Annotated in this window: 15 protein-coding genes; 4 read left to right on the plus strand and 11 right to left on the minus strand. The window is 41.2% G+C overall.

Annotated features, from left to right (window positions below):
• Positions 1-29: 29 nt before the first annotated feature.
• The 11 genes from J5A56_RS08490 to J5A56_RS08540 all read right to left on the minus strand — a co-directional run bounded on the left by J5A56_RS08490 (position 30) and on the right by J5A56_RS08540 (position 12,486).
• Positions 30-1,394: a DUF6080 domain-containing protein gene (locus J5A56_RS08490; protein ID WP_021671260.1), complete on the minus strand. Its 1,365-nt coding sequence runs from the start codon at positions 1,392-1,394 to the stop codon at positions 30-32.
• Between the two features lie 8 nt (positions 1,395-1,402).
• Positions 1,403-2,755 carry a DUF6080 domain-containing protein gene (locus J5A56_RS08495; RefSeq protein WP_021671261.1) on the minus strand — a complete coding sequence of 451 codons (1,353 nt, stop codon included), beginning with the start codon at positions 2,753-2,755 and terminating at the stop codon, positions 1,403-1,405.
• 382 nt (positions 2,756-3,137) lie between these two features.
• Positions 3,138-3,527 (minus strand): GtrA family protein, encoded by a 390-nt coding sequence (locus J5A56_RS08500; RefSeq protein ID WP_021671263.1) that lies wholly within the window; start codon positions 3,525-3,527, stop codon positions 3,138-3,140.
• A gap of 8 nt (positions 3,528-3,535) precedes the next feature.
• Positions 3,536-4,135: an HAD family hydrolase gene (locus J5A56_RS08505; protein WP_021671264.1), complete on the minus strand. Its 600-nt coding sequence runs from the start codon at positions 4,133-4,135 to the stop codon at positions 3,536-3,538.
• A gap of 3 nt (positions 4,136-4,138) precedes the next feature.
• Complete coding sequence (locus J5A56_RS08510) at positions 4,139-5,029, minus strand: decaprenyl-phosphate phosphoribosyltransferase (RefSeq protein ID WP_021671265.1); 891 nt, start codon at positions 5,027-5,029, stop codon at positions 4,139-4,141.
• Positions 5,026-6,051, minus strand: a complete 1,026-nt coding sequence (locus tag J5A56_RS08515) for an acyltransferase family protein (protein WP_021671266.1) — start codon at positions 6,049-6,051, stop codon at positions 5,026-5,028. The genes J5A56_RS08510 and J5A56_RS08515 overlap by 4 nt, the downstream gene beginning before the upstream one ends.
• 36 nt (positions 6,052-6,087) lie before the next feature.
• The gene (locus J5A56_RS08520; RefSeq protein ID WP_036919164.1) at positions 6,088-7,173 is read right to left on the minus strand and encodes an acyltransferase family protein; all 1,086 of its coding nucleotides are present in this window, start codon (positions 7,171-7,173) and stop codon (positions 6,088-6,090) included.
• Between the two features lie 170 nt (positions 7,174-7,343).
• On the minus strand, positions 7,344-9,197 hold the full coding sequence (locus tag J5A56_RS08525) for a phosphoethanolamine transferase (protein WP_021671268.1): 1,854 nt from the start codon (positions 9,195-9,197) through the stop codon (positions 7,344-7,346).
• A gap of 333 nt (positions 9,198-9,530) precedes the next feature.
• On the minus strand, positions 9,531-10,157 hold the full coding sequence (nadD, locus tag J5A56_RS08530) for a nicotinate (nicotinamide) nucleotide adenylyltransferase (RefSeq protein ID WP_021671270.1): 627 nt from the start codon (positions 10,155-10,157) through the stop codon (positions 9,531-9,533).
• Between the two features lie 165 nt (positions 10,158-10,322).
• Positions 10,323-11,426 carry a guanylate kinase gene (gene gmk / locus J5A56_RS08535; protein ID WP_021671271.1) on the minus strand — a complete coding sequence of 368 codons (1,104 nt, stop codon included), beginning with the start codon at positions 11,424-11,426 and terminating at the stop codon, positions 10,323-10,325.
• Between the two features lie 181 nt (positions 11,427-11,607).
• Entirely contained in the window at positions 11,608-12,486 is an 879-nt protein-coding gene (locus tag J5A56_RS08540) for a YicC/YloC family endoribonuclease (RefSeq protein ID WP_036919170.1), read from the minus strand.
• 90 nt (positions 12,487-12,576) lie between these two features.
• Here J5A56_RS08540 and tsaB point away from each other — a divergent pair, with 90 nt between their 5' ends.
• The 4 genes from tsaB (at position 12,577) to rimM (ending at position 15,999) form a co-directional block, all read left to right on the plus strand.
• Positions 12,577-13,269 (plus strand): tRNA (adenosine(37)-N6)-threonylcarbamoyltransferase complex dimerization subunit type 1 TsaB, encoded by a 693-nt coding sequence (gene tsaB, locus J5A56_RS08545; RefSeq protein WP_021671273.1) that lies wholly within the window; start codon positions 12,577-12,579, stop codon positions 13,267-13,269.
• Between the two features lie 56 nt (positions 13,270-13,325).
• Positions 13,326-13,925, plus strand: a complete 600-nt coding sequence (locus J5A56_RS08550) for a DUF4290 domain-containing protein (RefSeq protein WP_021671274.1) — start codon at positions 13,326-13,328, stop codon at positions 13,923-13,925.
• An 11-nt stretch (positions 13,926-13,936) separates the two neighbouring features.
• Positions 13,937-15,250, plus strand: a complete 1,314-nt coding sequence (murA, locus tag J5A56_RS08555; RefSeq protein ID WP_021671275.1) for a UDP-N-acetylglucosamine 1-carboxyvinyltransferase — start codon at positions 13,937-13,939, stop codon at positions 15,248-15,250.
• 227 nt (positions 15,251-15,477) lie between these two features.
• A complete protein-coding gene (gene rimM, locus J5A56_RS08560; protein WP_021671276.1) occupies positions 15,478-15,999 on the plus strand; it encodes a ribosome maturation factor RimM in 522 nt (173 codons plus the stop codon).
• Positions 16,000-16,004: the final 5 nt, after the last annotated feature.

The raw sequence follows: 16,004 nt of genomic DNA on the forward strand, positions 1-16,004 counted from the left end.
GTCGTTTTTGTTTGTTTATGCGGAAGGTTTCAATGTGGTGCAACAAAGCCTCGTAACATATAAGGAATGATGAGGCTAAGGTTATATACCATTAAAGCAAGGCTCATTGTGGCGATAAGTAGTCTTGCACCTATCAGCACACGTCTTCGTTTGATGCACTTAAATAAGTAAGTAATTGCTATTGGAATAACGAACAACCAGTGTGCACCCATGATATAAACCTCGATAATACCGAAGCCAAGAATGATATGTAAGAAGATGTCTGTGGCAAACCAAGCCATACATAATTGTAGGAATTTATCCTTTCTACCTGCGATGATTCCGCCTAAAAATAAAAGTATTATCAATCCTTCGGCTATGTAATTGAGTACACAACTATATCTGACGATGATTGGACGTGACTTATTTACATCCTCTAATACATGTTCTTGGTGAAGTTGTATGCTTTCTCCGAAGAGGTTCTCTATGATAGCATCAGTTCTCGAACTTGATAAGTCGGTCCATTCAAAAAATCTGTTGTTTGCCACTTGCGTTCCAGTACGGCTCTTCATAAATTCATGTTGCTTCTCATACTTGGCTGCAAACTTCTGATCTTTCTTTAATTTCTTTTCCTTTACCCTTGCTTGTAGTTTGGCATCTGGCTCAACGAAGGTTGACTGTTGGTACGCATAGATAGCGAACAATGCGCCAAGAGGGAGGATAAAACTTACAAGGATGTGCTTAATACGGAAGGTACGCTTGTCATTGACAAATAAATCTGCTAAACCAATCTTTGCGATGTTAGTAAAAGTAATACCTGTTGCAAAGAAGGATAAAAGCATCGTCTGCCATGCTTTCATGCGTCCTTTCTCTCGTTTCATCGCTCTTCCTGCAAGGTATAGCGTCATCGTTAGGAAGAAAAGAGAGAAGACGAAATGGTCGGGTACAAACGATGTCAGGAGGATGGAGGCGAAAGAAAAGAAGAAAACCGTCAGTAATAGAGCATCTTTCTTTCTTAACTTTTGCACTTCTGTAAAGATACGATAGATGAAAAGACAACTGTAGGTGGCGGCGAGCACATTCAAGAAAGCCTCGATGAATATGGCATAATTCCTACCTGTAAGATCCATTAGCCAGTGGTTGAGGAGATAGAAGGGATAGAAAAATGTTGGTAGCAAGGGATGACGATAGAGCTGATAATAAATCTTCCATCGTGACATTGTCATATAGGAAAGGTTATCAAAGCCCGAAACGGTGTAATGGTCGAAGAATAATCCCCAGAAACCAAGGTTACCTCCTCTGGTAAACAAACCATAGTTATAGGCTATCATAAGCCAGTTTAGTGCCGCAAAAGCTAAGAATGCTGTCAGGCATAGCTGTCTTTCATCTCGTTTTATAGCAAAGATATTTCGCATAACGTCTCTTATAAGTTTAGTAGATAGTTAGCTGTTAAGCCTCCGTTGTAAGTCCAAAGGAAGATGGTAATCACTAATAGTAACCCTCGCAGCATTTGGCGGTATCTGTGAGATAGTCCTTTCATAAGATAACCATGGGCTATCGGGATAATGAAAACCCACCCTGACGCCATGATATAAACCTCTGTAATACCAAAACCCAAAATGAGATGCAAGGTTATATCGCAGGCAAACCACGCTAACAACATTTGGAAGAAGTGCTTTCGACAACCGAAAAATATTCCAACGAAAAAGAGCACGACCACGACAGCTTCTATCACGTAGTTGATTATCCAGTTATAGGCGATGAAGACAGGTCGGTCCCAGGCTACATCTTTCAGTAGATAACGCTGGTGTAACTGAATAGATTCGCCAAAGAAGTTCTCTACCAATGTCTTTGAACGGGGTGTTGATCCGTCAAGCCAATCAAGCATTGATCCCTTTGACATGGTTTGTCCTAAATGATTCTTCTGCCAAGCATTACGTTTTTTATAGAATTCTTCAACTCCTTTAGGGTCTTTTTGTTTTTTTACTTTCTCTATGTTGCTAATGACAGCCTTCTGGGGAACTTCCAAAAGGTAGTATTGTGACTGCTGAATTCCAATTAATAAGAAGGCTGGAAGGATGATTCCAATACTGATATACTTCCATGTAAAGAACCTTTTTCGATTCGTAAATAGCCCTGCAAGATATATCTTTGCTCCATTCGAGGTAGCCATTCCCGCTGTGAAAAAGGTTAGGAAGAATGACTGCCATGCTGTCAATAATTCTCCTTTCTTCATCTTTTTACCGCAGATGTATAATGCCATTAAAAGGAACATCATTGATACGATGAAATGATCGGGAACCATTGATGGTATAAGGATATGTCCGAAAGAAAAGAGTAGGAGGGTGAGAAGGGTTGCGTCAAACTGTTTTAATCCCATCACTTCACGGAAGATACGATAGGCAAATATCGCTGCGTAGAAAGCAGAGAATACGATAATTGTTGCCATGAAGCACACGGCAAAGTTATATCCAAAGATTTCTATGAGCCAATGGTTCAATAGGTAAAGTGGATAAAGGAAGGTGAGATATAGCGGATGACGTGAAGTTACAAAGTGAATTCGCATTCCTGAAATGGTTATCCAAGACCAGTTGTCATAGCCTGACATACGGAAATTCTTGGTAAAGATACTCCAGAAACCGCCATGTGCGCCCATTGTATAAACATGATAATGACTGGTGATGAGCAATATATTGAATGTGAGGAAAACAGCCAACATAATAAATGCTAACCAGCGTTCCTCTTTCTTTACCTTGAATATATTGAATATGTGCATTGAGTAGCTTTAATTAATTGCTGCAAAGGTACAAATTAAAGCAGATTAAACAAAGGAAATAAGAAGAAGAACAGCGCAGCAAGGAAAAGGTAGGGAAATAAGTATACAAAAAACAAATATCTAAGATTTCTTCCAAACGTTGGCATAATAAATACTCCCAATGTGAAAGATATTATTACATAAAACACAAGATTAGTTTTGATTTTATGTTGCTGTCATTTTTAACATTTGACGCATCTCTCTGTAATGTAGCAAGTTAAGCCCCTACTACAACTGACAGGAATGATAGCAAATTATTTTTATTGGTATTCAACACCCATTCACCCATCACCAATATAGACAAATCATCAACACCCATCATCCAACACCCATCACCCAAACATTACTTCTTACGTAAGAAAAAACGCACTAAAAGGAAGTTGATCGGTACACAGATAGCGAACATAGGAATCAATGCTATCTGCTTGCTGAAGCCTAACCAAAGGAAGAGCTTTAGGCAACCACTCTGTAAGAGATAGTTGATGATATGTGAAAAGACAAACCCTGCTCCTCGTTTCGTTGTTGACTTTACACGGAAAGTGTAATGGGTAGATGCGATATAGTTGAATGTAAAGCTAATGAGATAAGCAATAGTATTTGCAAAAAGAGGCTGTAACCAGTAAATCAGTAGCAGGTAAGTGGCATATTGAATGGCCGCCGCAGATGATCCAACGATGATGAAACGTACGATTTCACCGAACTTATTCTTGTCTTTTATCCCATTTCTTAGCATTTTATTCCTTATTTTCTGAAAGGTTTGTAATAGCCTTTGTCGGCAAAGTCAAGTAGTTCTTTATCGCCTCTACTGTCACCGAAAGCTATTAAGTCGTAGGCTTCTCGATGTGGATAAAGTGCTGTTAGGCGGTTTACTTTCTCTTGTCCGTAGCAGTTCTTGGTGGTAAATCGTCCTGTTAGGCTACCTTCCTTAGTTTCAATTTGAGTTCCTAATATCTGTATCTTTTTGTCGGTTTCATCGAAAAAAGGTCGTACCCAGTTGTCGATACTTGCACTGATGATGAGTACTGTTGCGTGCTCCTCTTCAATAGCCTTCCTTACTTTTTCTACTCCAGCAGGGCGAAGCAGATGTTTGTTTTGCTGTGCAAAACGTGTGCAGAGTGCGTTGAAAGCGTCATTTTTTACGCCTTTGAAGAAGTATGAGAATATCTTCTGTTTTACTTTCCCATTAGAATAAAGGTGTAACTTCATCAGGATAAGTAGGGGAGAAAAGAGTAGAAAGCCCAAAAGCATCTGTCCACTTCCTTTTGCAAAGCGGATAAATTCAAGGAGAGTGTCCTTAGTAGTCAGTGTGCCATCGAAGTCGAAAGCATATATCTTTCTCATGCCCTATTGGATATTCTTAAGTACGTAAATAATGAAGAGGAATGTCAAACCAAAGGCTAAGACGGTGAGTTGCATAAAGCGATCGTGTATCATCACCTTCGTTGGGTCACCACTTTTCTTGTCAACTACTGAAATCTGAATATAACGCAACAGTCCTAAGAGTACGAAAACACTGGTTAGATAAAGGTAATCTGTATGAAAGTTCTGAATTGTTTCAGGACTCATGGTGTACATAATGTAACACACGAGGGTTACACTTGCTGTTATCGTGATAGCCTGATTGATGAAGGTGAGGTTATAACGAATCGTGTTTTGGCGTGGTGCGTGCCCTGTCTCATTCATTCTCACTACGTCATCACGTCGTTTTGCAAACGATAAGAAGAGCATTAGCAAGAATGTCATGAGCACAATCCACTTACTCAGTTGTATGTTTGTTGCATATCCTCCTGCAAGAATACGAAGTACAAATCCGAAAGCAACGATACACACGTCGATGATCGCATAGCGTTTTAGTCGTAGGCAATAGGCAATGTTTAATAACCAGTAGAAGAGTATCACGCTGGCCGTTTCAACTTGGTGGGAAGGTAACAAAAACGTCGAAGTCATCGATAAGATGAACATCAATCCCATCAAGATATAACCTTGTACGATGCTTACCGCACCTGATGCCAACGGACGGTTGCGTTTTACAGGATGTTGGCGGTCATCGTTGATATCTATAATGTCATTGAGACAGTAGATTGAAGAGGCTGTTAGACTAAACGCAAGGGTTGTAATCAGTCCTGCATAAACGGCATTCCACCGTAGCAATGCTCCTCCGAAGAATACTGGGAGAAGAACAATGAGGTTCTTTATCCACTGATGTGGGCGAATTAACTGTATGAGATTTCTCATTTTATCCTTTTCTCTATGGGGGTTATGACTCGTTCAAGTATCGTGTGTAGAAGCCATGCTAAAACCAGTGTGGTGACAGTTGTTACTAAGAAAGTAGTCCAGTAAGACCAGTTGTATTTCTCCACATAGTCCAAAACAAAGTGTGCATGAATTAGATACGCTTCTAAACTTAATGCCCCAATGAACTTGAACGCTTTGTTTATCACCTTTGGCGTTCTCCGGAAGACACGGTTCAGAAGGAGTATCGTTGTAATGGTAAGAGGGATATAGAGCATTCTTTCGAGGAAGAGTGGGAAATGTCCGTGCTTTTCTTGTTCGAGGAAAATGCTTGCTGCGAGCGCCATTATGAACATTAACCATATCATCCAGATGGATGTTCCATCCATTGTCTCCTTTCGTTTCACCGCTGCCGCAATGTTGATTCCAATGAAGAAGATAGGTATACGACTCCAAAATATCTCCAAATGACCTAATGCGTTATGGATGGGCGTGACATACTGTACAAGGATACACCACATAATCATCATCACAGGTAGCCATCGATAAATCGGATGCTTGATGATAAGGTTCATATAAAACGGACTAACAAGATAGAGAAAGATGATGGCAGGGATATACCAGAACGTTAACTCGTCGTGTAGCCAGAAGTCCCAGTTTATTGTTATATCACCGATGAGATCGATGAAACTCGTGCTTTGTCCGCTATGTCCTACGAGGTCAGGGCAGAGATAATCTGGGATATAATATAGACAAGCTATGATGAACCATGCCGGATAAATACGTAAGAGACGGCGGATATAAAAATGTCGAAATGAAGGAGTCTTGGTCCATGAGAACCAGAGTCCCATACCGCTAAGGAAAAGGAAGATGTCTACACCAATATTCCCCATCCTTCTTAATCCGAAGAATAGGTCTTCTCTTGGCAAACTGACATGAAAGAGGATGACGAAGAGCATGGCTGCTCCCATCAATTCACCACGATAGCGGCTTATGTTAGCTAATTCGATGTCTTTTATCTTCATTTTGATGCGATGAAATCGTATGTTTTAATATTTTCTTTATTTCAGTTTGGGACTCGGAATCTTCTTCATTAACTCCTTAAATAACCATGCTAAGCAGAGCGAAGCAATGATGTATAGAAGAAGTCCTGTCCAATAATCGCCTTCTTTAGAGATAGGGATAAATATCTTCCTTGTGATAGGGTGACAGATAAAGAGGGCTGCTGAAATGCTGCCAACCCATGACAGAATGTTCATTAACGATAGGTTTTTACAATCAATAATTGCTTCTAAGCGACTTAAAAGCTTCACGAATGTAATGGAAGCGATGCAGACAGCGAGAGGCACAAAATACCATGTCAGATAGCTGAAGCTCATCAATACAATCGCAAACACTGACAGGATAAAGGCGACAAGGTTAGTTGCTGTACTCCATGGGCACACGTATCTTGCGTAAAGCAGACCAGCACCGAAGGGTAACATTCCACCGACAAAGTTGTATCTCCATCTGTTCAAAGCATCACTTTCTGGGTCACAAGCTATTTGAATAGCAAAGCATAGGACTATCAATGTCATATTCCATGCCCAATGACGGTGATAAAGCAGTAGTCGATAGACGATATATAGCTGAATCATAAGTCCAAAGAACCAGTATGGGCCTGGCCAAATAATGTCGTCAGGGTGGGGAAGAAGATTGTTGAAAAGTCCCATTTGTCCGATAATGTCCATCACCTTGTAATGATGCTGATCTATGGTCATAGCGTCAACCATTGTAAAAGCAACGAAGCCGACAATCATCATGCGGAAGAGTTTCAGCCAATGGTATTTGATGAAACCGAAGAGCGGGAGTTTTCTTTCTGTGTACTGATTGTTAGTAGGAGTTACAATAGCTCTCTTTTCATACTTCATTGTCAAGCCATAAGCTGACAGAAAGAGGAATACGGGTACACCATAGTGCCCAAAGAAAGATAGTATGTGAAAGAAGAAAAGTTCATTCCATGAACCTTGGAGCACCTGATAAAGTCCGTCTACATTACGTTGGAAGTATTGATATTCGTTCTCTTTCACCACTGGTCGCAGCCAATGGCAGTAGTTATGCAGGAAGATGCCAATGATAGCAAGTCCACGCAATGCGTTACATTCCATCCTTGTAAGTGTTTCTTCACTATTCTTTCCCGATGAAAAGGACGAAATTTTGTTTTTTTTAGAGCTAAATATCTTATCGAACATTGTCTTTTTTTATCTTATAATCTAATATTCTTTTTGAGTACTTCGGATTGAAATGCGATTGAAGAGGTTGCGTTTTAATTGAACTCTTATTTTCTTTTAAGGGTTGTTTCCTTTTCAGAAGGGCGGATAAGTTTATCGTAATCGGTTGTGTTCTTGAGTATTCTTGGTCGATTTTCGTTGTATTGTGGACTAAGAATATTATACTCAGCATGATAATCTTTTGTATGAATACCTGCCAAATAAAGTAGCATGTGCGGTAGGGCATCGGTCATAAAACGTCGTTTCTTGGCACCGATGATTTCATGGAAAATCTCTGGATGATTAGTGACATACTTGTGGGAACAGTAGACCCAGAATGGGATTTCAAACTCATAGTGTGCCAAATCATAGTCAATGGCTGCTGAGTGTTTACGACAGATGAAGCCTCGATTACCCTCATAGCACTCTTCACCATGATCAGGCATATAGATAATGATAGCATCTTTATTCTCGAAACGACTGATAATAGCATCAACGATCGAGTCATTATATAGGACAGCATTGTCATAATCAGCCAACATTTGTCGTTGTTTCCCGTCAAGATCTGCACGTTTCTTCGCATAATCTTCTGCCTTAAAGTGGCGACGGTCGCTCGGGAAACGTTGTTTATATTTAACATGCTGTCCGAGCAGATGGAAGATAATGAGATTGTGATTGGTATTGTGTTCTTGCTGATTTTTATCGTAATCATCGAGCAAACCACGATCAAATCGATATAATTGAGTGTTTCGGGAATCGAACATTGCCTCCGAAAGTTCTGGATGATTCAAGAAGAATCCACCGCTAAAATCATATACAGCCTGCTTAGCCTTTGGCAAGAACTGATTGGTAATGAAGGTTACATGATAGCCTGCTTTGCGGAATAATGAAGGAAAGAGAGGATAGTCACACCAGTCGCCTTTTTGTCCAACAACGTGTAGGGAAAAGACATTCTTAAAGACGAAGCTCGTCAGATTCCACGGTGCTACGACATCCTTAAACGGTATAAGCAAACCAGACTTTTCACGCTTAATCTGTCGTGGAGTTGTCGGCATGAAATAACCATACTGTTGCGAATGGTGCTTCCCATAGCTTTCACCGATGATAAGGACAATATTTGGCGATTTGAAGGAACAGCTATCTACACTCATCTTGTCTTTTGCTTCGATGAGTCGGTCGATTTGTTGCGATGCCAACTCGTTGGAGAAGATACTGAAGGCAAGTCGGTAAACGGGTAAATAGAACTGTGTGCAGTCATCTGTTGTTAGTTCATGTTCCACAGAACCGATGGTGTCTAAAGAGAACATCTGTACCATTTCTTTCTTGTTATGGGCTGAGGCTTCTATCGCCCATCCAAGAATTACGATACAAATACCACCAAGGATGTAATAGCTGTGGTTGATGATTTGCTTGACGATCGTGATTCTGTAGCTGATAGCTGGTGGCAGTTTTACCTTCTTTAGAAATGTTGTTAGGATATGAATAAGCATAACAAGCAGTAGTAATCCTACACTTGAGAGGATAAGGTCGGAGGTAAAATAGCTGCTGAAAAACTCGCTTGCCTCACGCTCATCCGTCTCGCCGACAAGTAGGAGCATTGACGGATTGAGTGTTGATTGGAACTTTACCCAACAGAAGAGGTCAATAAGACTTGTTCCGTAAGCGATGATATACAAAAAAGCACGAATCCAACGGCGAATCTTTAGAGGTATCAGCGATAGAATGATACAGATGATATAAAGGTCAAGGAATAACTCTAACCAAAGATTACTATATACAGCAGCATGGGGGTTGTTGGTAGGCAACTCCGCATACGATACTAATATACCGATAAGGTACATAAAGAAAAAGAATGAGGCGTTGTCCTTAATAGGCTGATATGCCTTATTCAATAAGCTGACTGCGTATTTAGCAAAATTCATGTAGGCGTATTTATTTACTTGCAAAGTTAACACTATTTTTAAGATAAGTCAAAGCTTAGGGGTAAAATAATACAATCTGAGTAGGTAAGTGCCTTTTCGTCCGTTTTCTGTTATCAACCGCACATGTCGTGCTAAGCCTCCGCACGTCTGGTATTAAGCCTCCGCACGAAGCGTGTTGGGCATATGCACAAGCATAGAAGATGACATAAGTGATTGCTGAAGTGTATAAGTAATGTTGTAAGTTACGAATGATTGGCTGTGTAATGAAGGTTTATGAAGTCGACCAATCATTTTCTTTGCTGAAAGCTATTTGTGTTCAGTAGGTGTTATGGCTTAATAAAGTCGTTGGATATCATTTAAAATCTCTTCAGGTACGAGTTTACTTATATCTTCGCCTTGCTCTACTCGTTGGCGGACGTCGGTGCTACTGACATCGATGAGTGGGGTTTGGAGTAGGCTAACGTTTGTGGGGAGGGTAGATTTATCTATTTCTTGACCACGTCGTGGATAAACAACGATCTTGTAATTAGAAAGGATGTCTTCTGCATGATACCATCGGTCGAAAGCTGCCCAGTTGTCTCCACCAACGAGAAGGGTGAAGCGATGAGTAGGGTAGTTATGGCTGAGATGTTGTAGCGTGTTCCAAGTATAAGAAGGCTTCGGAAGTTGGAACTCATAGTCTGAAGCCCTGAAATGTGGGTTGTCGGCTATTGCTTTGCGCACTAATTCTAATCGAAGGTGGTCAGCTAAGAGCTGCTGATTTACTTTGAATGGGTTTTGAGGTGACACAAAAAACCATACCTCGTTTAAGTTTTCTTTCTCAAGGAAAGCCTTTGCAAGGGCAATATGTCCGTTATGGATAGGGTTGAAAGAACCTCCAAAGATGCCAATGGAAGCCTCCCCCAACCCCTCCGAAGGGAGGGGAGTGCTAATAGTGGTGAAATGAGATGATGGTTTCATGACGGTGTTTTGAGGCTTTAACTGTTCTGTTATGGGCTGATGGCTACAGTATATTATATGTCAGAACAACTATGGAGGATCTAAACTATATAACAAATACTCCCTTCTTATTCTTCTTGTTGGATTGAGGCTCCCCTCCCTTCGGAGGGGTTGGGGGAGGCTTCTTTATCTTTCTAAAAATGCCTTCACTACCTTATAAGTCTCTTGCTTTGCTTTCTCAAGGTCGTCATTGACGATAATCTTGTCGAACTTCTCTGCAAAGGTGAGTTCTTCTGAAGCCTTGGCAAGGCGGCTTTCAATTGCCTCCGCACTGTCTGTTTGTCTGCCAACAAGGCGGCGACGGAGTTCTTCTACTGATGGGGGCTGGATGAAAAGACTTAAAGCACGGTCACCATAATACTTTTTGATGTTGCAGCCTCCTTTCACATCCACATCAAAAATAACGTTCTGTCCTGCTGCTGACTGGCTCTCTACCTGTGCTTTCAATGTGCCATAGTAACGGTTCTCATAAACCTCTTCATACTCAAGAAACTCACCTTTTGCAATCTTCTCCTTAAACTGTTCAGGTGAAAGGAAGATATATTCTACACCATTCTGCTCTGTACCGCGTGGCGCACGAGTAGTACAACTTATAGAGAAAGCCAACTTTAATTCTGGATGTTCCTGCATCAACCACTGTACGATGGTACTTTTACCAGAGCCAGAAGGTGCGGAGAGGATGAGTAACCTCCCCCCACCCCTCCGAAGGAGGGGAGTGCCTAACGGACAGTCGTGGGACGTGTTAGGAACCGATGTGATGTTAGAAGTGTCTTCCTGTATCTTAGCTGCTGGTGTTATATTAGCAGATTGGTTTTCAGATGAAAGCTTGTTCATAGCTGTTTTTATTTTGTTTAATACTTTATCGAGATTTTGAAGGACTTCCTCGTTAGAGAACCTTATGATATGAAAGCCAAAATGTTGAAGGTAAGCATCTCGTTCTCTATCGCTTAATTGCTGTTCTTCTGCGAGGTGATAATCTCCGTCAACTTCTATTATAAGATTTAATGAAAGACATACGAAGTCAGGGATATAATCATAGACAGGATGTTGTCGGCGAAAACGTACACCTAATTGTTTTCCTCTCAAGTGCTCCCACAAAAGTTCTTCTGCTTTAGTAGGATGCTTCCTGTTATATTTTGCATTTTGACAAAGTAGCTGATAGGTAGAAGTGTCATTCGTATGATAATGAAGGCTTCCGAAATAACGATGTCCCTTATCTTCTTTCTCCATAGCGTCAACTTAATAAGTTTGCAGGTCTTTTATAATTATGAAAGAAACTTTTTGTTATGAGTATCGGTACTATCTACTGTTATCATAATGGAGTTTTGTCCTTGTTAATGTTTTATTTATAATTTCTGCAAACTATACCCCGTTAGGTACTCCCCTCCTTCGGAGGGGTTGGGGGAGGTCCTTACAACGCATTCAAAACCTGTTCCTTAATCTGCTCCAACTCGTCTTTCATCTTAACGACGATGTTCTGCATCTCTGCTTGATTGCTCTTAGAACCAGTAGTATTGATTTCACGTCCCATTTCTTGAGCGATGAAACCGAGCTTTTTGCCAACCCCGTGACCATTTTCTTTCATTGTCTCTTTGAAGTATTTGAGGTGATTGGTCAGTCGTTGTTTCTCCTCATTGATGTCAAGTTTCTCGATGTAATATATCAGTTCCTGCTCAAGGCGGTTCTTGTCATAGTCGACCTCAGGAATTAGTTTGAGACCATCAATGATTCTTTCTCTAATCTTTGGTACACGATTCTTCTCGTAAGGTTCAATGCTTTGAAGGAGATTGGCGATGTTGTCAATCTTCTCTGTAAACTTCTTCTGCAGTGCAGCACCTTCTTGTTTACGGAAGTCGATGAGTTTTTCAAGAGCCTCGTTGATAGCTTGTTGTGCTACTTTCCATTCTTCCTCATCCAAAACCTCAACTTCAGTTTTTGTTGTTACGTCAGGTAGGCGGAGAAGTGTTGTAAACCAATCCTCTGGTTCTGGGATACCAGTGGATGCAGAGATGGCTTTGATTTGTTTATAATAGTTTTCTACAAGAGCAGTGTTGATAGGAGTTGCATCAACAGTTGACTCCTTTTCAACCCATAAGGAGAAGTCAACTTTACCACGTTCCAACTTCTGTGCGAGCAGACGACGGATTTCCATTTCCTTTTCTCTGTAGAGGGGTGCGATGCGTGCTGAGAGGTCGAGCGACTTACTATTAAGTGATTTCACCTCAACGTTGATTTTCTTTTCCTTGTAGGCTACAACAGCTTTGCCATAGCCTGTCATTGATAGTATCATGAGCTTTTCGCGTTAATTTTCTGCAAATGTACAAAAAATGTGGAATAAAAAGAGTATATTTGCAAGTTATTTAGAACATAATTGATTTTTATGTCTTGTATATTAAATATTGATACGAGTACAAATGTGTGCTCTGTTGCAGTTAGTCAGGATGGAACTTGTATTTTCGATAAGCAAGATACACTCGATCCTAAGCATAGAGAAAAGTTAGGAACATTTGTAGACGAGGCACTTGCCTTTATAGATAAGAATGAATTACCATTGGATGCAGTGGCAGTTAGTAGTGGTCCGGGGTCATACACTGGTCTGCGAGTTGGTGTATCCATGGCAAAGGGAATCTGCTATGGACGTGGCGTAAAGATGTTGGCAGTACCTACGTTAGAACTGTTGGCAGTGCCAGTATTGCTTCATCATGAGGAAATAGAGGAGAATGCACTTCTCATTCCAATGATTGATGCGCGCCGTATGGAAGTTTATTCTGCTGTGTATGATCGTGCTTTGAAGGAAGTGCGTGGCATTCAGGCAGATGTAGTCGATGAGAACACCTACAAGGAATATCTTGATCGTGGTCCTGTTTATTTCTTTGGAAATGGTGCAGAGAAGTGTATGGAGACGATTAATCATCCTAATGCGCACCTAATTAAGGGTGTTGATGCTTTGGCTAAGAATATGTTTCCATTGGCAGAGAAGCGTATTGCGCAAGAGAAGTTTGAGGATGTTGCTTACTTCGTTCCATTCTATCTCAAGGACTTTGTTGCTAAGGAGGCAAAGCCATTGCTGTAATTCACATCCATAAGAAGGCTTGTCATCATCACTTAAAACGTAACATTCATCATTCAATGAATATAGAAGGATTAGATTATAACACACAGCGAGAACGACTCATACTGCCACAGTATGGGCGAGAGATACAAAACATGGTAGACTATGCTGTCGGGCTTCCTACAAAGGAGGAGCGTCAGCGGTGTGCGGAAACTATTATTTCCATTATGGATAGGATGAATGCACAGAATCGTGGGAATTATGACCACATGGAGAAACTATGGGATCATCTGGCATTAATGGCTAACTTTGAGTTGGATATTGACTATCCTTGTGATGTGTCAGAGGCTTTGAGGATAGCTACTAAGCCAGAACCAATGAGTTATCCGATGTCACATATTCCTGTGAGACACTATGGACATCTGCTATTTGAAGCCTTTGACGAGTTGAAGGTGATGGAACCAGGTTCTCGTCGGGATGCTTTCGTGCGTTCAGTAGCTAATCAGATGAAACGTAGTCTGATGCAATGGGGGCATGGAACTTGCGATGATGAGAAGATAGCTTCGGACCTTGCCCGATATACAGATGGTAAGATTCAACTTGACCTTGATACTTTCAAGTTTGAGAAAATTAATGCGAAGGAGTTTGTTCAATCTCGTAATAAGAGGAAAAAGTAAAATAACGACACATGGAATCCTTTATCATAGAAGGTGGACATCGGCTGAGTGGCACGATTGCTCCACAAGGTGCAAAGAATGAAGCCTTGGAGGTGATTTGCGCAACCCTGTTGACAACAGAAGAAGTTATCATTCGCAATGTTCCTGATATCCTTGATGTGAACAATCTCATCAAGCTTTTACAAGATATTGGTGTGAAGGTAAAGAAGCTTGCTCCTAATGAGTTCTCTTTCCAAGCAGACGAGGTAAACCTTGACTATTTGGCAAGTAACGACTTTGTAAAGAAATGTTCTTCTTTGCGAGGTAGTGTATTGATGATAGGTCCATTGTTAGGTCGTTTTGGTAAGGCTACTATTGCTAAGCCGGGTGGTGACAAGATTGGTCGCCGTCGTTTGGATACTCATTTCCTTGGTTTCAAGAATCTTGGTGCGCATTTCGGGCGTGTTGAGGACCGTGATGTATATGAGATACAAGCTGATAAACTTGTGGGAACTTATATGCTTTTGGATGAAGCATCTGTTACGGGTACTGCCAATATTATCATGGCAGCAGTGTTAGCTGAAGGAACAACCACGATATACAATGCTGCTTGTGAGCCTTATATCCAGCAACTTTGCAAGATGCTCAATACAATGGGTGCTAAGATTAGCGGTATTGCCAGCAACTTGTTAACGATTGAGGGTGTAAAGGAGTTGCATGCAGCTGAGCATAGAATCTTACCTGATATGATTGAGGTAGGCTCTTTCATTGGTATTGCTGCGATGATAGGTGATGGCGTTCGTATTAAAAACGTGTCTGTACCTAATTTGGGATTGATTCTTGATACCTTCCGTCGACTCGGTATACAGATAATCGAAGATGGTGATGACCTCATTATTCCACGTCAGGATCACTATGTGATAGATTCTTTCATTGATGGAACGATTATGACCATCAGTGATGCGCCATGGCCGGGATTGACACCAGACCTTATTTCAGTGCTTCTTGTAGTTGCTACGCAGGCACAGGGTAGTGTGCTCTTCCATCAGAAGATGTTTGAGAGCCGTCTGTTCTTCGTGGATAAACTCATTGACATGGGTGCACAGATAATCCTCTGTGATCCCCACCGTGCCGTAGTTGTTGGTCATGATAACGCCAAGAAACTTCGTGCGGGTCGTATGTCAAGCCCTGATATTCGTGCAGGTATAGCACTACTTATCGCAGCACTGACCGCACAGGGAACAAGTCGTATTGACAACATTGCCCAGATTGACCGCGGATATGAGAACATAGAAGGACGTCTGAATGCTCTTGGAGCAAAGATTCAGCGAGCAGAAATATGTTAGTCTCATCGTATCTAAAACCGCACTTTGAAAGCGTGTGTTGTAGGTTTTAGATGAATAGGGTTGACCTATTCTCGAAAAAGGGTTGACGTTTTCTTGCAAAAAGGTTGACCTTTTTTCTCAAAAGGGTTGACAGTTTTGAACAAAAGGGTCGACCGTTTTATTGAAAAAAAAATTTGGTACTGAAATAAGCTATAGTTTTATCAGCACTGCTGAGATAAGATAAAAAGATGATAAAGAAGGAAGAAGTCTATAAGATTGGACGCATCGGGAAGCCGCATGGCGTACACGGAGAGTTGCAGTTGCAGTTCTCCGATGACGTTTTTGATGTGGTAGATGCCGATTACCTGATATTGGACATTGACGGAATCCTCGTTCCTTTCTTTATGGAGGAATATCGATTCCGTTCTGACGAGGTAGCCCTGATGAAGTTCTGTGACATTGATAGCGATGCACAAGCACGCGAACTGACAGGATGTATTGTCTATTTCCCACGTAAGTTGGCAGAAGAAGGGACGGATGATGTGTCATGGGCGCAGATTGTCGGTTATTCCTTGATAGATGAAGCAACAAATAATGTGATTGGCAAGATTGTTGCTGTAGATGAAACAACTGTCAATACGCTCTTTGAGGTGAGTACACCTGAAGGCGAGGAAATACTCATTCCTGCCAGTGATGAACTTATTGTTGCGACAGACATAGCGTCAAAGACGATTACGATGCGAATTCCATCAGGACTACTTGACCTCTGATTCGC

The sequence above is a fragment of the Prevotella melaninogenica genome (assembly GCF_018128065.1).
GTDB lineage: Bacteria > Bacteroidota > Bacteroidia > Bacteroidales > Bacteroidaceae > Prevotella.

Coding starts and splice junctions, on each gene's coding strand:
- rimM (WP_021671276.1), top strand. CDS start 15,478: ATGATAAAGAAGGAAGAAGTCTATAAGATTGGACGCATCGGGAAGCCG.
- murA (WP_021671275.1), top strand. CDS start 13,937: ATGGAATCCTTTATCATAGAAGGTGGACATCGGCTGAGTGGCACGATT.
- J5A56_RS08525 (WP_021671268.1), bottom strand. CDS start 9,197: ATGAATTTTGCTAAATACGCAGTCAGCTTATTGAATAAGGCATATCAG.
- J5A56_RS08540 (WP_036919170.1), bottom strand. CDS start 12,486: ATGATACTATCAATGACAGGCTATGGCAAAGCTGTTGTAGCCTACAAG.
- J5A56_RS08520 (WP_036919164.1), bottom strand. CDS start 7,173: ATGGAATGTAACGCATTGCGTGGACTTGCTATCATTGGCATCTTCCTG.
- nadD (WP_021671270.1), bottom strand. CDS start 10,157: ATGAAACCATCATCTCATTTCACCACTATTAGCACTCCCCTCCCTTCG.
- gmk (WP_021671271.1), bottom strand. CDS start 11,426: ATGGAGAAAGAAGATAAGGGACATCGTTATTTCGGAAGCCTTCATTAT.
- J5A56_RS08505 (WP_021671264.1), bottom strand. CDS start 4,135: ATGAGAAAGATATATGCTTTCGACTTCGATGGCACACTGACTACTAAG.
- J5A56_RS08500 (WP_021671263.1), bottom strand. CDS start 3,527: ATGCTAAGAAATGGGATAAAAGACAAGAATAAGTTCGGTGAAATCGTA.
- J5A56_RS08510 (WP_021671265.1), bottom strand. CDS start 5,029: ATGAGAAATCTCATACAGTTAATTCGCCCACATCAGTGGATAAAGAAC.
- J5A56_RS08550 (WP_021671274.1), top strand. CDS start 13,326: ATGAATATAGAAGGATTAGATTATAACACACAGCGAGAACGACTCATA.
- J5A56_RS08490 (WP_021671260.1), bottom strand. CDS start 1,394: ATGCGAAATATCTTTGCTATAAAACGAGATGAAAGACAGCTATGCCTG.
- tsaB (WP_021671273.1), top strand. CDS start 12,577: ATGTCTTGTATATTAAATATTGATACGAGTACAAATGTGTGCTCTGTT.
- J5A56_RS08495 (WP_021671261.1), bottom strand. CDS start 2,755: ATGCACATATTCAATATATTCAAGGTAAAGAAAGAGGAACGCTGGTTA.
- J5A56_RS08515 (WP_021671266.1), bottom strand. CDS start 6,051: ATGAAGATAAAAGACATCGAATTAGCTAACATAAGCCGCTATCGTGGT.